Origin of the sequence: Streptomyces sp. NPDC093018 (assembly GCF_040684035.1) — a bacterium.
In the GTDB taxonomy this organism is placed as follows: Bacteria; Actinomycetota; Actinomycetes; order Streptomycetales; family Streptomycetaceae; genus Streptomyces; species Streptomyces murinus.
This window is the reverse complement of record NZ_JBFBFF010000005.1, coordinates 308531-326826: the sequence shown is the minus strand read 5'-3', so window position 1 is coordinate 326826 and position 18296 is coordinate 308531. Positions and strand designations below refer to the sequence as shown.

Sequence of the window (18296 nt, the reverse complement as noted above, 5' to 3'; positions counted from 1 at the left end):
CCTGCCAACGGTCCTCGCGGCATGCGCGGACGGGCATTTGGGTGCCGCAGGCTCCTTCGGTCGGCCGACTGGCGCCCCGTGCCCCCACACATGCGAGGATCGGAGGTCGCAGGAAGACGACAGAAGACGACGGAAGGCAGATCGTGGCCGAGCAGCTTTACGCCACCCTGAAGACCAACCACGGCGACATCGAGGTCCGGCTGTTCCCGAACCACGCGCCGAAGACGGTCAAGAACTTTGTCGAGCTGGCCAAGGGCGAGCGCGAGTGGACCCACCCGGAGTCCGGCAAGAAGAGCAACGACCCGCTGTACGACGGCACGGTCTTCCACCGTGTCATCAGCGGCTTCATGATCCAGGGCGGTGACCCGCTGGGCACCGGCATCGGCGGTCCGGGCTACAAGTTCGGGGACGAGTTCCACCCCGACCTGTCCTTCAACAAGCCCTACCTGCTGGCCATGGCCAACGCCGGTCCGGGCACCAACGGCTCGCAGTTCTTCATCACCGTCGCGCCGACCACCTGGCTGACCGGCAAGCACACCATCTTCGGCGAGGTCACCAACCCCGCCGGCCAGAAGGTCGTGGACGAGATCGCGGCCGTGAAGACCGGTCATAACGACCGTCCGGCCCAGGACGTCGTGATCGAGTCGGTCGTCGTCGAGACCCGCGAGGGCTGACGGAACGCCCCACCGGGAACCAAACGCCCCGCTCGTCCGTAAGGATGGGCGGGGCGGGGTATGTGCCGGGGGAGTGCCAGAGGAGCGAGGGGATCATGGACCACGTCGCAAGCAGCGCGCCGGGCGCCCGGAGCGTGCCCGTGTGCTACCGGCATCCGGACCGTGAGACCGGGGTGCGCTGCACCCGCTGTGAGCGCCCCATCTGCCCCGAGTGCATGGTCAGCGCCTCCGTCGGTTTCCAGTGCCCCGAGTGCGTCCATGGCGGCGGTCCCGCCCACCCGCACGCACCGGGCGGCGGTGGCGCCGGGCGCACCATGGCCGCGGCCCGTCCGCGCACCGTGGCCGGCGGCACCATCACGGCGGATCCCCGGCTGCTCACCAAGGTGCTGATCGGGATCAACATCGCCCTGTTCCTGGTGCAGCTGGCCGTCGGCGAGGGCTTCACCCAGCGCTTCGAGATGATCGGGCAGGCGTACACGCCCCTGATCCCGGGGGTGCAGGGCGTCGCCCAGGGGCAGTACTACCGCCTGCTGACCGCGATGTTCCTGCATGCCGGGTTCACGCATCTGCTGTTCAACATGCTCAGCCTGTGGTGGATCGGCGGCCCCCTGGAGGCGGCGCTCGGGCGCGCCCGCTATCTCGCCCTGTACGCCGTCTCGGGCCTCGCGGGCAGCGCGCTCACCTATCTGCTGGCCGCCCCGGAGGCGCCCTCGCTCGGCGCCTCCGGAGCGATCTTCGGCCTCTTCGGCGCGACCGGTGTGCTGATGCGGCGGCTCAACTACGACATGCGGCCGCTGTTCGCCCTGCTGGTGATCAACCTGATCATCACCTTCACCCCGGGCTTCGACATCGCCTGGCAGGCACACGTCGGCGGCCTGGTGGCGGGTGTCGTCACCGGCTATGCGATGGTGCACGCCCCGCGCCGCAACCGGGCGCTCGTCCAGTACGGCACCTGTGCGCTGGTGCTCGTGGTCGTGGCCGTTCTCACCCTGGTCAGGACGGGCCAGCTCACCTGATACCGAACCGTTGTCCACAGCGGGTGCCGGATCTTGTGCACACCGTGCGGTCTCAGGTGCGCCTGCTACCGCTCGGATGTGTTTTCGCAGGTCGCCCCGGGTGCGAACGGGTGTATGACTACTGGTACGGCAGTCGTACCGGCGTCAACGCCCGATGGGTTATCCACAGATCGTAGTCTTTTCCCCAGGGAGCTGTGGAAATCCACGATCCTGTGGATAACTCGGCGGAGCCGCTACTTCCACTGCGTGGAGACACCGAAACCGGCGGCGATGAAGCCGAAGCCGACCACGATGTTCCAGTTGTCCAGCGCATCGATGGGCAGCGAGCCGTCGGTCACATAGAAGACGACGATCCAGGCCAGACCGATGACGAACATGGCCAGCATGACAGGGGCGACCCAGCCGTGGTTGTTCAGCTTGATCGCCGCGGCCTGCTTCGCCGGCGGCGGCGTGAAGTCGGCCTTCTTGCGGATACGTGACTTCGGCACGAGGGTCTCTCCTGTCGATGCGCTGCGTGGCCGCGCAGTTAACTGGTCGGGCTCGGGCAGCTACAAGTGGCCAACATGACGACTTCTGTGTGCTCCCCCGGGCGTCCGTTAGCGTAGTGCTTCCGTGGCGCCGAAGGAGAGCAAGGGTACGTTGAGCAATTCTGCCGACTCCCCCGGTACGGGAGCAATGGGTTCCGGCCCTCGTCGCGGGCCGCGGGTGCGCCCCGTGCGGATGCTCACCGCGGCGGTCTTCGCGCTCGCGGGCCTGATCTTCTTCACCAGCTTCGACACGGCCAAGGGCACCGACATCCGCCAGGACGGCTCCCTGCTGAAGCTGTCCGATCTGATCCAGCAGCGCAGCCGCAAGAACAAGGACCTGGACGAGTCCAACGCCTCCCTGCGCGACGGCGTGGAGTCCCTGGCGAAGAGCGACGGCGGCAGCACCAAGGCGCAGGACCGGCGGCTGACCGGCCTGGAGAAGAGCGCGGGCACCCAGCAGCTCACCGGCAAGGCCGTCACCGTCACCCTGAACGACGCCCCGCCCAACGCCACCGCCAAGCTCCCCGGCTACCCCCCGCCGCAGCCCGACTACCTGGTCATCCACCAGCAGGACCTCCAGGCCGTGGTGAACGCCCTGTGGCAGGGCGGCGCCAAGGGCATCAAGGTCATGGACCAGCGGCTGATCTCCACCAGCGCGGTCCGCTGCGTCGGCAACACGCTGATCCTCCAGGGCCGCGTCTACTCACCGCCGTACAAGATCACGGCGATCGGGGACCCCGGGCGGCTCCAGCAGTCGCTCGCGGACAGCAAGGCGATCCAGACCTACATGGTGTACGTCAACGTCTACGGCCTCGGCTGGAAAGTCACCGACGACGGCACGGTGACTCTTCCGGGTTACTCCGGCACAGTGGACCTGCACTACGCGAAGCCCGTGCAGTAGCCGCCCGCCCAGGAGCCGCCGGTGCGCCTGATCGTGAGGACCCTCAGCGAGCTGTGCATCACCGTGGGCACCCTGATCGTGCTCTTCGTCGCCTACGTGCTCTTCTGGACCGGCGTACGGGCCGACGGCGCCATGAACGACCAGATCGACCAGCTGCACAGGCAGTGGTCCACGGGCAGCGTGCCGGCCGCGACGACCACCACGGCCCCGGCGGACCCCGCCGCCGCGCCCCCGCCCCCGGCGCCGTACCACTACGGCGAGCCCTTCGCGATCATGTACATCCCCCGGCTCGGTTTCACGTGGAACAAGCCCGTCCTCGAAGGCACCGGCCGGGACGTGCTCGCGAAGGGACTCGCGCACTACAGCGGCACCGCCCGGCTCGGCCAGGTGGGCAATTTCGCGGTGGCCGGGCACCGGCGCACCTACGGCGATCCGCTCAAGGACTTCCCCAGGCTGCGGCCCGGCGACGCGGTGGTGCTCACCGACGGAACCACCTGGTTCACGTATCGGATCGACAAAGGGCCCTACAAAACCGTCCCGACCGACATCGGCGTCATCGACCCTGTGCCACAGAAGTCCGGATACTCGCGTCCGGGCCGCTATCTGACGCTGACCACGTGCGATCCCGAATGGGGCCACAGCCACCGGCTGATCGTCTGGGCGCATCTGGACTCCACCAGGCCTGTGGAGTCAGGCGAACCGGACGCGCTGCGCCGCTAGTCTGGTGACGTACGGCGTGTGTCTGGTGCCGTAGGGACACGGAAGGGACGGCAAGGACGGCATGTACGGCTGGTTCTGGCGGCATCTGCCGGGAAACGTATGGGTGAAGTTGCTGGTCTCCGTCGTGCTGGCCCTGGCGGTGGTCTACGTCCTGTTCCAGTACGTCTTCCCGTGGGCCGAGCCACTGCTGCCCTTCAACGATGTGACGGTGGACAACCAGTGAGCGCGCGCATTCTCGTCGTGGACAACTACGACAGCTTCGTCTTCAACCTCGTCCAGTACCTGTATCAGCTGGGTGCCGAGTGCGAGGTGCTGCGCAACGACGAGGTGTCGACCGCGCACGCCCAGGACGGCTTCGACGGCGTCCTGCTCTCGCCCGGCCCCGGCACCCCCGAGCAGGCCGGCGTCTGCGTGGAGATGGTCCGCCACTGCGCGGCCACCGGGGTGCCGGTCTTCGGCGTGTGCCTGGGCATGCAGTCGATGCAGGTGGCGTACGGCGGCGTGGTGGACCGGGCGCCCGAGCTGCTGCACGGCAAGACCTCCCCGGTCGAGCACGAGGGCAAGGGCGTCTTCGCCGGGCTGCCCTCCCCCTTCATCGCGACCCGCTACCACTCCCTGGCCGCGGAGCCCGCGACGGTCCCGGCCGAGCTGGAGGTCACGGCCCGTACGCACGACGGCATCATCATGGGCCTGCGCCACCGCGAACTGCCCGTCGAAGGCGTGCAGTTCCACCCGGAGTCGGTGCTGACCGAGCACGGCCACCGGATGCTGGCCAACTGGCTGGCGGAGTGCGGCGACCAGGGTGCCGTGGCGAGGTCGGCGGGGCTCGCCCCGGTGGTGGGCAGGGCCACGGCGTGACCGCCCTGCGCCCCGAGCGCGAGGACTTGTACGACGGCGGGGAACCGTACGAGTCCCACGGCGGTGCGCCCTACGAAGCTCCCTTCGACGCGGAGACGATGGCCCTGCGGGTCGCCGATCCCGCGGCCGCGGGGTCCACAGGGGCCCCTGGGGCCCCAACGACCCCCTCCGGGTCCGGACCCGCCCCTGGTGGCCGTGCGGGCCGCAGAAAGGCGGCCAAGCGGCGCGGCGGGCGCCGTGGCGGGCAGGGGGACCCGGCGGTCTCCGGCGCGGCCTCCGGTGGGTCCGCCGACGCGCCCGCGGCGAAGGCCTCTCCCACCTGGGCGGAGGACGATCCGGACCGTCCGCTGACCCGGGTCGAGGCCCGGCGACGGGCGCGGCTGGCCAAGCCGGGACCCGGGGTGATCGCGAGCCGCGCGATCGGCGAGGTGTTCATCACCACCGGCGTGCTGATGCTGCTGTTCGTCACCTACCAGCTGTGGTGGACCAACGTCCGCGCGCACGCGCAGGCCGGCAGCGAGGCCCATCAGCTCCAGGACGACTGGGCGAACGGCAAGCGCAACCCGGGGGTCTTCGCGCCCGGACAGGGCTTCGCCATCCTGCACATCCCCAAGCTGGACGTGGTGGCGCCGATCGCGGAGGGCGTCAGCACCACCAGGGTCCTCGACAAGGGCATGGTCGGGCACTACGGCGAGGCGCCGCTGAAGACCGCGATGCCGGACGCCAAGACCGGTAACTTCGGGCTCGCGGCGCACCGCAACACCCACGGCGAGCCGTTCCGCTACATCAACAAGCTCACCCCCGGCGACCCCGTGGTGGTCGAGACGCAGGACACGTACTACGTCTACAAGGTGACGTCGACACTCCCGGTCACCTCGCCGTCCAACACCAGCGTGCTGGACCCGATCCCGCGGGGCTCGGGCTTCACCAAGCCCGGCCGCTACATCACCCTGACCACCTGTACACCGGAGTTCACCAGCAAGTACCGGCTGATCGTCTGGGGCAAGATGGTCGAGGTACGCCCCCGCAGCAAGGGCAAGCCGGACGCGCTCATCGAGTAAGGGCTAGGAACCACTGTGGCAGCGACCGCCGACGAGACCGAAGAACACACGGACGCGCCCGAGCCGGAGCCCGCCGAGCGGCGCCGGCGTCCGGGCCGGATCGCACAGGCCGTCAGCGTCTTCGGTGAACTGCTCATCACCGTGGGCGTGTTGCTCGGCCTCTTCGTCGTCTACTCGCTCTGGTGGACGAACGTGCTGGCGGACCGCAAGGCCGACAAGCAGGCCGACAAGGTGCGCGAGCACTGGGCACAGAGCACGGACCCCGGGCCCGGCGCGCTGGACACCAAGGACGGCATCGGCTTCCTGCACGTGCCCGCGATGAAGAACGGCTCAGTCCTGGTCGAGAAGGGCACCAGCACCGACGTCCTCAACAACGGTGTCGCCGGCTACTACACCGACCCGGTCAAGGCGATGCTTCCGATGACCGGCGACAAGGGGAACTTCACCCTGGCCGCCCACCGCGACGGCCACGGCGCGAAGTTCCACAACATCGACAAGCTCCAGAAGGGCGACCCGATCGTCTTCGAGACCCGGGACGACTGGTACGTCTACAAGGTCTCCTCGATCCTCCCGGAGACCTCGAAGTACGACGTCGGTGTCGTGGACGCGGTCCCCAAGGAGTCGGGCTGGAAGAAGCCCGGCCACTACATCACGCTGACCACCTGCACCCCCGTCTACACCTCGCGCTACCGCTACATCGTGTGGGGCGAACTGGTCCGGGTGCAGAAGGTCGACAGCAAGCGGACGCTCCCGCCGGAACTGCGCTGAGCGTTCCCCGGGAGAGCGGGAAAGCGAATGGGCCCCCGCCGGGAGATTCCGGCGGGGGCCCACTCGCTCGTACGACCGTGTCAGCCGTCCATGCCTCCGAATAGGTTGCCGCCGCCGTTGTCACCGTTGTTGCCGGGGTTCGCCCCGCCGATGGTGGTCACGTCGATGGCCTGGCCCTGGTTGACCTGGGTGCCGGGGGCCGGGTTCGAGTTGATGACCAGCGCGTTGTCGTCGTTGGCGCCCGTGACGTTGCCCAGCGACAGGCCCGCCTGGGCGAGCATCTGCTTCACCTGGCCGAGCTTCTTGCCCTGGATGCCCGGGACCTGGACCTGGCCGCTCTGCGCCTTGCCCACGTTGACCGCGATCGGCGTGTTCTTGGCGACCTGCTGGCCGGCCGGCGGGTTGATCGCCAGGACCTTGCCGTCGTCGTCCGGGTTGTCGGTCGGCTGGTCGTTGCAGGTCGGCACCAGGCCCATGCCCTGGAGCTCCGCCTTGGCGTCGTCACAGGACTTGCCGATGACATCGCCCGGGATGGTCACCTTCTCCTCCGCCTTGGCGACGGTGAGGGTGATCGTGGTGCCCTTCTGCCGGCTGCTGCCGCCCGGCGGGTCCTGCGCGGTGACCACGCCCGGAGGCTGGGTCGACACCACGTCCTTGCGCTCGACGTCGGTGAAGCCCTTCTCCTTGAGCTGGGTCTGCGCCTGGTCGAACTGGATGCCGCGGACGTCCGGCACGGTCACCTTGGGGGCGCCCGTGGAGATCACCAGGCCGACGGTGGTGTTCTTGTCGACCTTCGTGCCCTTCGCCGGATCCTGCGAGCACACCAAGCCCTTGGGCTGGTCCTCGCAGGCCTTGCGGCCGGAGACGCTGACCTTCAGATCGACGTTCGAGGCGGTCTCGCGGGCGTCCTTCTCGGACAGGCCGACGAAGTTGGGCACCGAGGGCTTGTCGTTCACGCCGTGCCCGCTGAACGCGTACTTGCCGATCAGGATGGCGCCGATCAGCACCAGGACACCGGCGACGATCAGCAGGATCGTGGAGGTGTTCGACTTCTTCGGCTGCTGGCGGCGCCGGTCGGGGCGGTCGTCGTAGCCGAAGCCGCCGTCGTCCCCGTTCATCGGCGGGAGCATGGCCGTGGCGGCCGCGGGCGACTCCGGGCGCAGTGCGGTGGTCGCCTGGTCGTCGCCGTAGCCGGCGTAACCGACCGCGCCCATCGCGGCGGTGGCGCCGACCGGCTGGCCGTCCAGGCACGCCTCGATGTCGGCCCGCATCTCGTCGGCCGACTGATAGCGGTAGTTCGGGTCCTTGACCAGCGCCTTGAGGACGATCGCGTCCATCTCGGGGGTGATCTCGGGGTCGAAGACCGAGGGTGCCTGCGGTTCCTCGCGGACGTGCTGGTAGGCCACGGCCACCGGGGAGTCGCCGACGAAGGGCGGCCGTACGGTCAGCAGCTCGTAGAGGAGGCAGCCCGTGGAGTACAGGTCGGAGCGGGCGTCGACCTGCTCGCCCTTGGCCTGCTCGGGGGAGAGGTACTGGGCCGTGCCGATGACCGCCGCGGTCTGCGTCATCGTCATGCCGGAGTCGCCCATCGCACGGGCGATGCCGAAGTCCATGACCTTGACCTGACCGCCCCGGGTCAGCATGACGTTGGCCGGCTTGATGTCGCGGTGGACGATGCCGTTGCGATGGGCGTACTCAAGGCCCTGGAGGATGCCGATGGTCATCTCCATGGCGCGCTCCGGCAGCAGCTTGCGGCCGGAGTGCAGCAGCTCACGCAGGGTGGAACCGTCGACGTACTCCATCACGATGTACGGGATGGAGACCCCGTCGATGTAGTCCTCACCCGTGTCGTAGACCGCGACGATCGCGGGATGGTTGAGCGAGGCGGCCGACTGGGCCTCCCGGCGGAACCGGGCCTGGAAGGACGGGTCGCGCGCGAGGTCGACGCGCAGCGTCTTCACCGCCACCGTGCGGCCGAGCCGGGTGTCATGCGCGAGGTGGACCTCCGCCATGCCACCACGGCCGAGCACGTGGCCCAGCTCGTACCGGCCGCCGAGGCGACGCGGCTCTTCCATAGCTACCTACCAGCCCTCTCCGTCGGTCCCGGCCGTCACATCGCTGTGCGCCGGGGCTGCCGTCCGGGCCTACGGTACCCGGCTCCCTTTGTATGACCTGGCCAAGCCCGGATCCCGATATCGGACCGGTATCGCAACGTGCGTCCTTGTGAAGCTGATGTGATGGTCGTCACTTCTTGGAGTTGATGACCGCCTCCATCACGCTCTTCGCGATCGGCGCGGCCAGGCCGCCGCCGGAGATGTCGTCACGGTTGGCGTGCTCGTCCTCGACGACCACGGCCACGGCCACCGGGGAGCTGCCGTCGGGGAGCTTGGCGTAGGAGATGAACCAGGCGTACGGGTTGGCGCTGTTGGCCACACCGTGCTGCGCGGTACCGGTCTTGCCGCCGACCTTGACGCCGGAGATCCGGGCGTTGGTACCGGTGCCCTTCTCGACCACGGTCTCCATCATCGACTGGAGGACCTGCGCGTTCTGCGGGGACAGCGGCCGGCTCATCTCCTCCGGCTTGGTCTTCTCCACCGGGTCGAGGTTGGAAGCCTCCAACTCGTCCACCATGTACGGCTTCATCAGCTTGCCGTCATTGGCGACCGCCGAGGCGACCATGGCCATCTGGAGCGGGGTCGCGGCGGTGTTGTACTGGCCGATGGAGGACAGCGCGGTCTGCGAGGCGTTCATGTTGTCCGAGAACACCGAGGCGTTGGAGCGGACCGGGGTGAACTGCTGCGCGTCGAAGCCGAACTTCTTCGCCTCCGCCAGCATCTTGGCGTTGCCGAGGTCGGCGCCGATCTTGCCGAAGACGGTGTTGCAGGAGTACTGGAGCGCGACCCGCATGGTGGCGTTCTTGCAGGGCAGGTTGCCCTCGTTGGGCAGCGGGGTCGTGGTGCCCGGCATGATGTACGGCAGCGGCGAGTCGGTCGGCTGGTCGGCCGAGGTGTACTTGCCGTTCTCCAGCGCCGCCGCCGCGGTGACCACCTTGAAGGTGGAGCCCGGCGGGTAGGTCTCGCGCAGCGCCCGGTTGAGCGTCGGGTCGGCCGGGTTGTTCTCCTTCAGGAGCTTGTTCCTGGCCTTGGCGTCGTCGTCGGTGTTGCCCGCGAAGGACGAGGGGTCGTACGACGGGTACGAGGCCAGCGCCAGGATCTTGCCGGTGGCCGGGTCGAGCGCGGCGACCGCGCCCTTGCCGCCGACGGCCTTCAGACCGTTGTACGCGGCCTTCTGCGCGGCGCCGTTGAGCGTGGTGACGACATTGCCGCCCTGCTTCGGCTTGCCCGTGATCATGTCCAGGGTGTTGCGGAAGAAGAGCCGGTCGTCATTGCCGGTCAGGATGCCGTCGTCCAGGTTCTCCAGCTGGGTGCCGCCGAAGGCCTGGGAGGAGAAGCCGGTCACCGGGGCCCACATGGGCCCGTTCTTGTAGGTGCGCTTGTACTTGAAGTCGCCGTGCTTGACCTCGGTCGAGCCGGTGATCGGGTTGCCGTCCACGATGATGTCGCCGCGCGGCGCGGAGTAGCGCTCGATGGCGACCCGCCGGTTGAGCGGGTCGGTGCGCAGGCTGTCGGCCTTGACGTACTGGAGGTAGTTGTCGCGGACGAGCAGGGCCAGCACGAGCAGGCCGCAGAAGATCGCGATCCGGCGCAGGGGCTTGTTCATGACGGGCGGACCACCTGGGTCATCTCGGCGTCGGGGTTGGCTGCGGGGGCGGGTGCCGGGCGGCGGGCGGTGTCGCTGATGCGGATCAGGACGCCGATGAGCGCCCAGTTGGCGATCACGGACGAACCGCCGTACGCGAGGAACGGCATGGTCATACCGGTCAGCGGGATGAGGCCCATCACACCGCCGGCCACGACGAAGACCTGGAGCGCGAAGGCACCCGAGAGGCCGATGGCGAGCAGCTTGCCGAACGGGTCGCGGGCGGCGAGGGCGGTGCGCACACCGCGCTCCGCGATCAGGCCGTAGATCAGCAGGATCGCCATGAGGCCGGCCAGACCCAGCTCCTCGCCGAAGGTGGCGAGGATGAAGTCCGAGTTGGCGGCGAACTTGATCAGCTCGGAGTGGCCCTGGCCCCAGCCGGTGCCGAGGGTGCCGCCGGAGCCGAACGCCCACAGGGCCTGCATGGCCTGCTCGGAGTGGCCGCCGACGCCCTGCTGGGAGAGCTTGTACTCCTTCAGCGGGTCGAGCCAGGCCTGCACACGCATCTTCACGTGCGGCTCGAAGCTCGCCACGCCGACGGCGCCGACCGCGGACATCAGCAGACCGAAGACGATCCAGCTGGTCCGCTCGGTGGCGACGTACAGCATGATCACGAACATGCCGAAGAACAGCAGCGACGTACCGAGGTCGGTCTCGAAGACCAGGATCAGGATGGACATCGCCCAGACCACGAGGATCGGACCGAGGTCGCGGCCGCGTGGCAGGTAGAGGCCCATGACACGGCGGCTGGCGAGGGCCAGCGCGTCGCGCTTCACCATCAGATAGCCGGCGAAGAAGATGGCCAGCACGATCTTGGCGAACTCACCGGGCTGGATGGTGAAACCGCCGACGGAGATCCAGATCTTGGCGCCGTAGACGTTCAGACCGAGACCCGGGACCAGCGGGAGCAGCAGCAGGAGCAGCGCGCACATCATGGAGATGTAGGTGTAGCGCTGGAACGTGCGGTGGTCCTTCAGGAAGTACAGCACCGCCACGAACAGGGCGATGCCCATCGCCGTGTACATGAGCTGGTTGGTCGCCTTGCCGCCCGCGACATGGATCTGCTGGAGCGCCTTGGACTGGTCCAGGCGCCAGATGCAGACCAGGCCGAGCCCGTTGAGCAGGGTGGCCAGCGGCAGCAGCAGCGGGTCGGCGTACGGGGCGAACTTCCGTACGACGAGATGGGCCACGCCGGCCAGCAGGCCGAGGCCCAGGCCGTAGCTCAGCAGCCCCGCCGGGACCTGGTTGTCGATGGCCAGGCCCACGTTGGCGTAGGCGAACACCGGGATCAGCACCGCGAAGACCAGCAGGGCCAGCTCGGTGTTGCGGCGGCTCGGCGCACCGATCGCGCCGATGGTGGACGTGTGGTGCGTCGGCGAGTTAGTCGTACTGCTCATCGTGTGACAGGGCCTCTCACGGCTTGCCTACTGCTTACCGCACAGCGAGACGACCTTCTGCTCATCCTCCGAGAGGGTGGGGCCGGGGCTGGGGGTCGCGGACGGGGTCGTGGACGGAGACTTCGAAGATCCCGGCGTGCCCGTGGACGGGGACGTCTTCGGGTTCGTGGTCGCGGTGGTCTGGGTGAAGGCGGCGGTGCTCATGGTGCCGGTGGCGCCCGTGTCGGACTTGGTGCCGCTGGTCTTGCCCGTGTGCGGCTTGCCCGGCTGGGTGCGCTCGGCGTCCTGGCGCTCCGTCTCCTTCTTGCAGGCGGAGGCCTGCACGGCCAGTTCCTGGATCTTCGACTGGGCGTCCTTGAGGCCGCCCTCGGCGATCGTGGCCTTGACCTGCTTCTGCTGGTACGACGGCAGGTACTTGAGTTCGATCTCCGGGTGGTCCTGCTGCATCTTCGACAGCGACACCCAGGCCAGGTCCTGGCTGATCCCGCGGTACAGCGCGACGTGCTCCTCGCTGGTGCCGACGTAGTACTGCGTCTGCGTCCAGCGGTAGCCGCCGTAGAGACCGCCGCCGATGACCGCGAGGGCGAGGGCGCTGTACAGCGACGCCTTCAGCCATCTGCGGCCCTTGCGCTTGGTGAAGTCGCCGTCGGCGTAGTCGTCGAAGCTGCCCGCCGGGACGTAGCCGGTGCTGTCGCCGGAGCCGGGCGGACCGAACTCGCCGCCGCCGTGGCCCTGGCGGCCCAGGTGGGAGGCGCGGCCGGCCGGGGTCTGCATGATCCCGTTGTCGTGCAGATGGCTCTGGTTCTCGGCGACCGCGCCGACCACGACCGGCTGGTCGGACAGCTGGCCCGCGAGCGTGTCGCCGGTGTCCAGATCGAGGACGTCGGCCACGATGACGGTGATGTTGTCCGGGCCGCCGCCGCGCAGCGCGAGCTGGATCAGCTCCTGCACGGTCTCCTGCGGGCCCTGGTAGCTGGCGAGGGTCTCCTCCATCGTCTGGTGGGAGACGACGCCGGACAGGCCGTCGGAGCAGATCAGGTACCGGTCGCCGGCGCGGACCTCGCGGATGGACAGGTCGGGCTCGACGTTGTCACCGCTGCCGAGGGCACGCATCAGCAGCGAGCGCTGCGGATGGGTGGTGGCCTCCTCCTCGGTGATCCGGCCCTCGTCCACGAGCCGCTGCACCCAGGTGTGGTCCTGGGTGATCTGGGTGAGCACCCCGTCGCGCAGCAGATAGGCGCGCGAGTCGCCGACGTGCACCATGCCGAGCCGCTGCCCGGTCCACAGCAGCGCGGTCAGCGTGGTGCCCATGCCTTCGAGCTGGGGGTCCTCCTCGACCATGGAGCGCAGCTGGTCGTTGGCGCGCCGCACGGCCACGCCGAGGGAGGTGAGGATGTCGGAGCCGGGCACGTCGTCGTCGAGCGTGACCAGGGTGGAGATCACCTCGGAGGAGGCGACCTCGCCGGCCGCCTGGCCGCCCATGCCGTCGGCGATCGCGAGCAGGCGGGGGCCGGCGTAACCGGAGTCCTCGTTGCCCTCGCGGATCATGCCCTTGTGCGAACCGGCGGCAAAGCGCAGTGACAGACTCATGCGCACCTCGCCCGTCGGCTCCGAATGCAGCCGGTCGTGTCGAGCCACACTGCCCACCCTCCGGTCGGGAGCGCGCCGGGGACCGGAAGGCGGTCCGCCGCCGCGTGCTCGCTCCGTTCGCGCTCACTCATGATGTAGCACTACTTCCGCAGCTCGATGACGGTCTTGCCGATGCGGATCGGCGCGCCCAGCGAGATCGGCGTGGGGGTCGTCAGCCGGGACCGGTCCAGGTAGGTGCCGTTGGTCGACCCCAGGTCCTCGACGATCCACTGGCCGTCGCGGTCGGGGTAGATCCTGGCATGACGGCTGGAGGCGTAGTCGTCGTCCAGCACGATCGTGGAGTCGTGCGCCCGGCCCAGGGTGATGGTCTGGCCCTGGAGCGCGACGGTGGTGCCGGTCAGTGTGCCTTCGGTCACGACCAGCTTGCTGGGGGCGTTGCGCCCGCGCCGGCCGCCGCCACCGCTCTGCTGGCCGCGCTGCTGCGGGGGCGCGGCCTGCTGCTGCCTGGCGGCCTGGCGGCCGCTCGGGGGCTGGGCCCGCCCGGCCTCCCTACGCGATCCGCGCTGGGTGACGCGCGTACCGAACAGGTCGCTGCGGATGACCTGCACGGCCACGATCACGAACAGCCACAGTACGGCCAGGAAACCCAGCCGCATGACCGTGAGGGTCAGCTCTGACATTGCCCCCGCTTCACCCTTCGGCTTGCCTATAGATAACGGTGGTGCTGCCCACGACGATCCGCGAGCCGTCGCGGAGCGTAGCGCGGGTGGTGTGCTGCCCGTCCACCACGATGCCGTTGGTGGAGCCGAGATCCTGGATCGTCGAGGGCGTTCCGGTCCGGATCTCGCAGTGCCGGCGGGAGACGCCGGGATCGTCGATCCGCACATCGGCCTCGGTGCTGCGGCCCAGCACCAGGGTCGCGCGGGAGATCTGGTGGCGGGTGCCGTTGATCTCGATCCAGTAGCGGGTGCGTCCGCCGCTCATCGGGGCGGCCGCGGGGCGCTGGGTGGCGGGCTGCGGGTAGCCGTAGCCGCCGGGGCGGGCGCCGGGCGGCGGGGCGGCGGGCATGGGGGGCGCGCCGGCGGGCATGGCGGGCGGATAGCCGTACCCGCCCTGGCCCTGTGCGCCCTGTCCCGGGCGGCCCGGGGCCGCCGCGGGGCCCTGTCCCTGCGATCCCTGCGCGGCGGGGCCCGCCTGCTGGTCGCTGGAGGAGGCGAGGGTGCGTGAACGCACCCGGTAGAGGCCGGTGTCCAGGTCCTCGGCCTTCTCCAGGTTCACCTTGATCGGGCCCATGAAGGTGTAGCGCTGCTGCTTCGCGTAGTCACGCACCATGCCGGCCAGCTCGTCGCCGAGCTGCCCGGAGTAGGGGCTGAGGCGCTCGTGGTCCGGCGCGCTGAGCTCCACGATGAAGTCGTTGGGCACGACGGTGCGGTCGCGGTTCCAGATGGTCGCGTTGTTGTCGCACTCCCGCTGGAGCGCGCCCGCGATCTCCACGGGCTGGACCTCGGACTTGAAGACCTTGGCGAAGGTGCCGTTCACCAGACCTTCGAGACGCTGCTCGAACTTCTTCAGGACTCCCATGGGGCACCTCCTCCGTCCCTTGTCGGTTCCTTGTCCTGCGCTGTGTGGTGCGTGTGGTGCTCTGTGCGTTGCGTTGCCCGGTACCGCCGGTACTGCTTACTGATCGTATCCACGCCCCCGGCAAACAGCCGGTTCCCCCAGCCGCTCCGCTCGGAACTCCTCCCTGGCATGGATCGTAGAGCCGGGCGAAGACCAGTGTCCCGCACCGGGCCCCGCCCCCGCCCCTCTCCTGGGGAGATGGCCGGGACCGGTACGAGGTTGATACGTGAACCGGGACTCCTTGATACGCGGTGAAACGGCCGGGCGCTGTGCGGATGGTCACGGGTGTGGGGACGGTCACGGTGTGGGTGAGGGGCGGTGCGGGGGCGGTGCGGGGGCGGTGCGGGGGTGGTGCGGCGGCCGGGACGGGGGTTCGCGGCGGGAGTTCGCAGCGCGGGGGTTCGCGGCTGGGGTTCGGAGCGGGGCGAGGTGAGGGAAGGGGGGTGAGCGCGGCGCCGGGGGCGGGCGGAGGCGGGAGGGGTGGCGTGGGGTCGGCCGGAGCGGGGACGGCGTGCGGACGGCGTGCGAGGGGGGCGTGCGGACGGCGCCCGGTCGGCGGCGCCCTGCCCGACGGGGCGAGCCGGGGCCGATCGGTGCGGGGCCCGGCCGTGGACGGGCTGGTCAGGGGCCCTGGGAAAGGGATGTGAATCCACCCCGTACGACGTGCTAATGTTCTGCATGTCGGAAGGGGCCAGCCCGAAAGGGCAGAAGCCGGAAGACACACCCAATGCGCGGGTGGCGGAATAGGCAGACGCGCTGGATTCAGGTTCCAGTGCCCGAAAGGGCGTGGGGGTTCAACTCCCCCCTCGCGCACAGAAGGAATGGGCGGCATCGCGATGGCGATGCCGCCCTTCTTCTTTTTCCCGCGAGCCCCGGACGTGTGAGGAAGGTCTCAGGAGCCGACGGCGGCGACGAGGACCTGGAACGTCGGTGTCCCCTCGCCCGGTGTCGCCCGGTGATGTCCATGTGTCGTAGCCCGACCGAAGTCACCTTGTAGCCCATTGGAGTTGTGCCGAAACGGTCGTGGCAACTTCCGCTGGAAGTGAGTGTTTAGCTAGACCTAAAGGTGGCATCCTGGAGACAGCCGCAACAACCGTTGTGGTGAGGTCAGTTGGGGGTCGTTCCATGAGCTTCTTCGGTCGGAGCGAGGGCGGTGCCGAGTTAACCGGTGCCCAGTTGGCGCGGCAGGCGACCGCGTCGCTCGCGGGGTTGCTGGCGGGGCTGGGGAAGTCCCGGTCGGACCTTGCCAAGGCGATGGGGGTGAGCCCCGGCCGGGTCAGTCAGATCATGTCGGGCGACGCCAACCTGACCGTGCGGACGTTGGCGGCACTGGCGGAGGCGCTGGATGCCGATGTGGAGATCAGATTTTCTCCCCGTGGCGCGCAAGCCGCGGAGGGAGTGTCCGTGCACAGCGGTGAGCCCGTGCCGCTGCGTGGGAGAGGTGTGGCCGCCCGCCGCGTCGGCTAGACGCGGTTGCGGCGGAAGCCGAGCCGTCGCCGTGGTCGAGGCACGGGCGAACTGTGGAAGGCGTCGTCGGACAGTGCCTTGGTCCGCAGGGCCTCGAGTTCGGGCTGTTCCGTCCGGCGGCCGTGCACGTAGGCGTGCAGCAACAGGTCTCCGCAGCGGTTGCGGGCCTCGCCGAGAGCGCTGCGGCAGCGATAGGTCTCGTCGTCGGTCGGCTCGCGCAGCCAGGGTGAGCGGCCGTCACGGCGGGCCTCGTCGGTCTTCGTCTGCACGTCGAGGGCGTGGACCATGGCGTCGTCCGCCGCGTCGAAGAGGTTGTTGACCGTCTTGGTGAGCGTGGGATGCCGGTCCAGCAGGTAGTTCCTGAGGTCGTAGACGAAGACCCGGAGCTGCGTCGACCTCTCGAAGCCGTCCAGGAAGCGGTCGCACCAGCGGCAGGCGTCGAGATGCATCCGGTATTCGAGCCGCTCCCGGAACCAGGCGATGCCGAGGGTCATGAACCTGACGTAGGGCTGGGTCGTGTCGTCCTGCTTCTTGCGCGGCATGGCCGTGGCGCCGGTGGCCAGGCCCGCGGTGAGCGGCGGCAGCTTCGCCAGGTGGGGGAGCGCCATTCCGGCGGCGATCCCGACCGCGCCGGTCAGGGCGAGGATCACCAGGGTCAGGCCGGCGGACCGGCCGCTGCCCAGCAGCCGGCCCTTGTTCACCGCGTTGCGGGCCAAGCCGATCCATGCGAGGCCGGCACTGAAGGCGGCCGGTAACGCGTACTCGGCGAGCCAGCCGTGGTGGTACCAGGTCATGAACAGCCCCAAGTCATGCATGGACAGGGAGGGCCGTCCTCTGCCTGCCTCGGGGTGAGCCGGGCTCCCCCTCGGCGTTCGCGCCCAGCCCTTCCACCGCGCGCGTGCGGCGGGCGGGCCGGCCGCGGTGAGTACCGCAGATGATGTCACCCGCCACGGACACGTGGCACGGCTTTGGCGGCAAGTGCCCACCGGCTGTGCGGATCCAGCCATCCTGGGGAGGGAAATGGCCGAGGTGGTGGCTATGGCGCGATGGGGTGGCTACGACGCGATGGCCACGGGGACATGGGGTCGCGGGGGTCGCGGGGGCACGGGGGCACGGGGGCATGGGGTCGCGGGGGCACGGGGGTGTGCGCCGACGCGGCCGGCCCCGCCGGTGAGGCAGTTCACCGTTGGGGCCGGGCGGGTCGATGCCGGGGTGTCGGGGACCCGGGCGGGTTCGGTTACTTCTCTTCGGGCATGCAGTGGCCGAGGTCGCACATGCCGGCCGGGGTGACGGTGTGGGAGACGGTGCTCGCGGGCTGGGCGGCGGCCCAGCCGGTGGCGGGGAGGGCCAGGGCGGAGAGGGCGGCGGTGAGGACGGTGGTGGCGGCGATGCGGCCGACGAGGGACATGAGATCTGCTCCGGAATTCGGGGGCGGACGTGACTGCCGCGGGGCTGTCCCGACGGGGGGCGGGGGCCCTTGGCGGCGGTCCAGATCCTGGCGTCCCGGAGGCCGCGGCAGTAGTCACGTGAACGCGCTCCCGGAGTCGCGGGTCTGTCCCTCCCTTTGGTGCCGCGCACTTTGCTGAGGGGTCGGGGATGTGGTGGTGCGGGGCGGGGGTTCGCATGCTGGAAAGGCGATCCCCGTGCGTTTCCAGCGCGTTCGACGAATGAGAGGGACCCCATGTCTTCGCCTGCCGGCACGATGCCGTCTCCCGACTTCTCCCCCCGCGAGCGGGAGGTGCTCGCCTCCCTGTGCGACGGGGAGACGTACCCGTCCATCGCCCGCCGGCTCGGCATCAGCCGGCACACGGTGGACACCTATGTGCGCCGGTTGCGCAGCAAGACGGGCGCGGTGAGCCGTTCGCAGCTCGTCGTCGCCGCGGTCAGGTGCGGGGTGTTCGATGTGCACACCCAGACGGACCGGAGCTGAACGGACCC

At 69.5% G+C, this 18296-nt stretch carries 19 protein-coding genes and 1 tRNA gene; 11 read left to right on the top strand and 9 right to left on the bottom strand.

Going from position 1 to position 18296, the window contains the following annotated elements; genetic code table 11:
• Positions 1-143: 143 nt before the first annotated feature.
• Positions 144-674 carry a peptidylprolyl isomerase gene (locus AB0N90_RS14780; RefSeq protein ID WP_365196378.1) on the top strand — a complete coding sequence of 177 codons (531 nt, stop codon included), beginning with the start codon at positions 144-146 and terminating at the stop codon, positions 672-674.
• Positions 675-769: 95 nt separating this feature from the next.
• Complete coding sequence (locus tag AB0N90_RS14775; protein ID WP_365196375.1) at positions 770-1690, top strand: rhomboid family intramembrane serine protease; 921 nt, start codon at positions 770-772, stop codon at positions 1688-1690.
• A gap of 233 nt (positions 1691-1923) precedes the next feature.
• On the opposite strand, the gene crgA is transcribed toward AB0N90_RS14775, so the two are convergent.
• Positions 1924-2178: a cell division protein CrgA gene (gene crgA / locus AB0N90_RS14770; RefSeq protein ID WP_037650339.1), complete on the bottom strand. Its 255-nt coding sequence runs from the start codon at positions 2176-2178 to the stop codon at positions 1924-1926.
• 151 nt (positions 2179-2329) lie between these two features.
• Between crgA and AB0N90_RS14765 the strand changes: the two genes are divergently transcribed.
• The 6 genes from AB0N90_RS14765 to AB0N90_RS14740 all read left to right on the top strand — a co-directional run bounded on the left by AB0N90_RS14765 (position 2330) and on the right by AB0N90_RS14740 (position 6525).
• Entirely contained in the window at positions 2330-3118 is a 789-nt protein-coding gene (locus AB0N90_RS14765; RefSeq protein ID WP_365196372.1) for a DUF881 domain-containing protein, read from the top strand.
• A 21-nt stretch (positions 3119-3139) separates the two neighbouring features.
• Positions 3140-3838, top strand: a complete 699-nt coding sequence (locus tag AB0N90_RS14760) for a class E sortase (RefSeq protein WP_361672110.1) — start codon at positions 3140-3142, stop codon at positions 3836-3838.
• 61 nt (positions 3839-3899) lie between these two features.
• Positions 3900-4061 carry a hypothetical protein gene (locus tag AB0N90_RS14755; protein WP_037650331.1) on the top strand — a complete coding sequence of 54 codons (162 nt, stop codon included), beginning with the start codon at positions 3900-3902 and terminating at the stop codon, positions 4059-4061.
• On the top strand, positions 4058-4696 hold the full coding sequence (locus AB0N90_RS14750) for an aminodeoxychorismate/anthranilate synthase component II (protein ID WP_086809121.1): 639 nt from the start codon (positions 4058-4060) through the stop codon (positions 4694-4696). The genes AB0N90_RS14755 and AB0N90_RS14750 overlap by 4 nt, the downstream gene beginning before the upstream one ends.
• Positions 4693-5757 carry a class E sortase gene (locus AB0N90_RS14745; RefSeq protein WP_365196368.1) on the top strand — a complete coding sequence of 355 codons (1065 nt, stop codon included), beginning with the start codon at positions 4693-4695 and terminating at the stop codon, positions 5755-5757. Before AB0N90_RS14750 ends, AB0N90_RS14745 begins: the two co-directional genes overlap by 4 nt.
• A gap of 15 nt (positions 5758-5772) precedes the next feature.
• Positions 5773-6525 (top strand): class E sortase, encoded by a 753-nt coding sequence (locus tag AB0N90_RS14740; RefSeq protein WP_361672113.1) that lies wholly within the window; start codon positions 5773-5775, stop codon positions 6523-6525.
• 80 nt (positions 6526-6605) lie between these two features.
• Here the strand turns inward: AB0N90_RS14740 and pknB are convergent, their stop codons facing one another.
• From pknB to AB0N90_RS14710, 6 genes are all read right to left on the bottom strand, one after another.
• Positions 6606-8600: a Stk1 family PASTA domain-containing Ser/Thr kinase gene (pknB, locus tag AB0N90_RS14735; protein WP_365196365.1), complete on the bottom strand. Its 1995-nt coding sequence runs from the start codon at positions 8598-8600 to the stop codon at positions 6606-6608.
• 169 nt (positions 8601-8769) lie between these two features.
• On the bottom strand, positions 8770-10245 hold the full coding sequence (locus tag AB0N90_RS14730) for a penicillin-binding transpeptidase domain-containing protein (RefSeq protein WP_361672117.1): 1476 nt from the start codon (positions 10243-10245) through the stop codon (positions 8770-8772).
• Positions 10242-11681, bottom strand: coding sequence for an FtsW/RodA/SpoVE family cell cycle protein (locus AB0N90_RS14725; RefSeq protein ID WP_361672120.1), 1440 nt, complete (start codon positions 11679-11681; stop codon positions 10242-10244). Before AB0N90_RS14725 ends, AB0N90_RS14730 begins: the two co-directional genes overlap by 4 nt.
• Positions 11682-11708: 27 nt before the next feature.
• The gene (locus tag AB0N90_RS14720) at positions 11709-13271 is read right to left on the bottom strand and encodes a Stp1/IreP family PP2C-type Ser/Thr phosphatase (protein ID WP_361672122.1); all 1563 of its coding nucleotides are present in this window, start codon (positions 13269-13271) and stop codon (positions 11709-11711) included.
• Positions 13272-13411: 140 nt separating this feature from the next.
• Positions 13412-13951, bottom strand: a complete 540-nt coding sequence (locus AB0N90_RS14715; RefSeq protein WP_361672125.1) for an FHA domain-containing protein — start codon at positions 13949-13951, stop codon at positions 13412-13414.
• A gap of 10 nt (positions 13952-13961) precedes the next feature.
• Positions 13962-14852, bottom strand: coding sequence for a DUF3662 and FHA domain-containing protein (locus AB0N90_RS14710; RefSeq protein ID WP_365196359.1), 891 nt, complete (start codon positions 14850-14852; stop codon positions 13962-13964).
• Positions 14853-15620: 768 nt separating this feature from the next.
• Here AB0N90_RS14710 and AB0N90_RS14705 point away from each other — a divergent pair.
• A tRNA-Leu gene (locus tag AB0N90_RS14705) sits at positions 15621-15704 on the top strand.
• 312 nt (positions 15705-16016) lie between these two features.
• Positions 16017-16358, top strand: a complete 342-nt coding sequence (locus AB0N90_RS14700) for a helix-turn-helix transcriptional regulator (protein WP_361672129.1) — start codon at positions 16017-16019, stop codon at positions 16356-16358.
• Here the strand turns inward: AB0N90_RS14700 and AB0N90_RS14695 are convergent.
• Both AB0N90_RS14695 and AB0N90_RS14690 read right to left on the bottom strand, forming a co-directional pair.
• Complete coding sequence (locus AB0N90_RS14695) at positions 16355-17173, bottom strand: hypothetical protein (protein WP_365196356.1); 819 nt, start codon at positions 17171-17173, stop codon at positions 16355-16357. The genes AB0N90_RS14700 and AB0N90_RS14695 overlap by 4 nt on opposite strands.
• Before the next feature lie 422 nt (positions 17174-17595).
• Positions 17596-17766: a hypothetical protein gene (locus AB0N90_RS14690; RefSeq protein WP_365196353.1), complete on the bottom strand. Its 171-nt coding sequence runs from the start codon at positions 17764-17766 to the stop codon at positions 17596-17598.
• A 273-nt stretch (positions 17767-18039) separates the two neighbouring features.
• On the opposite strand from AB0N90_RS14690, the gene AB0N90_RS14685 reads away from it, so the two are divergent.
• Positions 18040-18288 (top strand): helix-turn-helix transcriptional regulator, encoded by a 249-nt coding sequence (locus AB0N90_RS14685; protein ID WP_361672137.1) that lies wholly within the window; start codon positions 18040-18042, stop codon positions 18286-18288.
• Positions 18289-18296 lie beyond the last annotated feature (8 nt).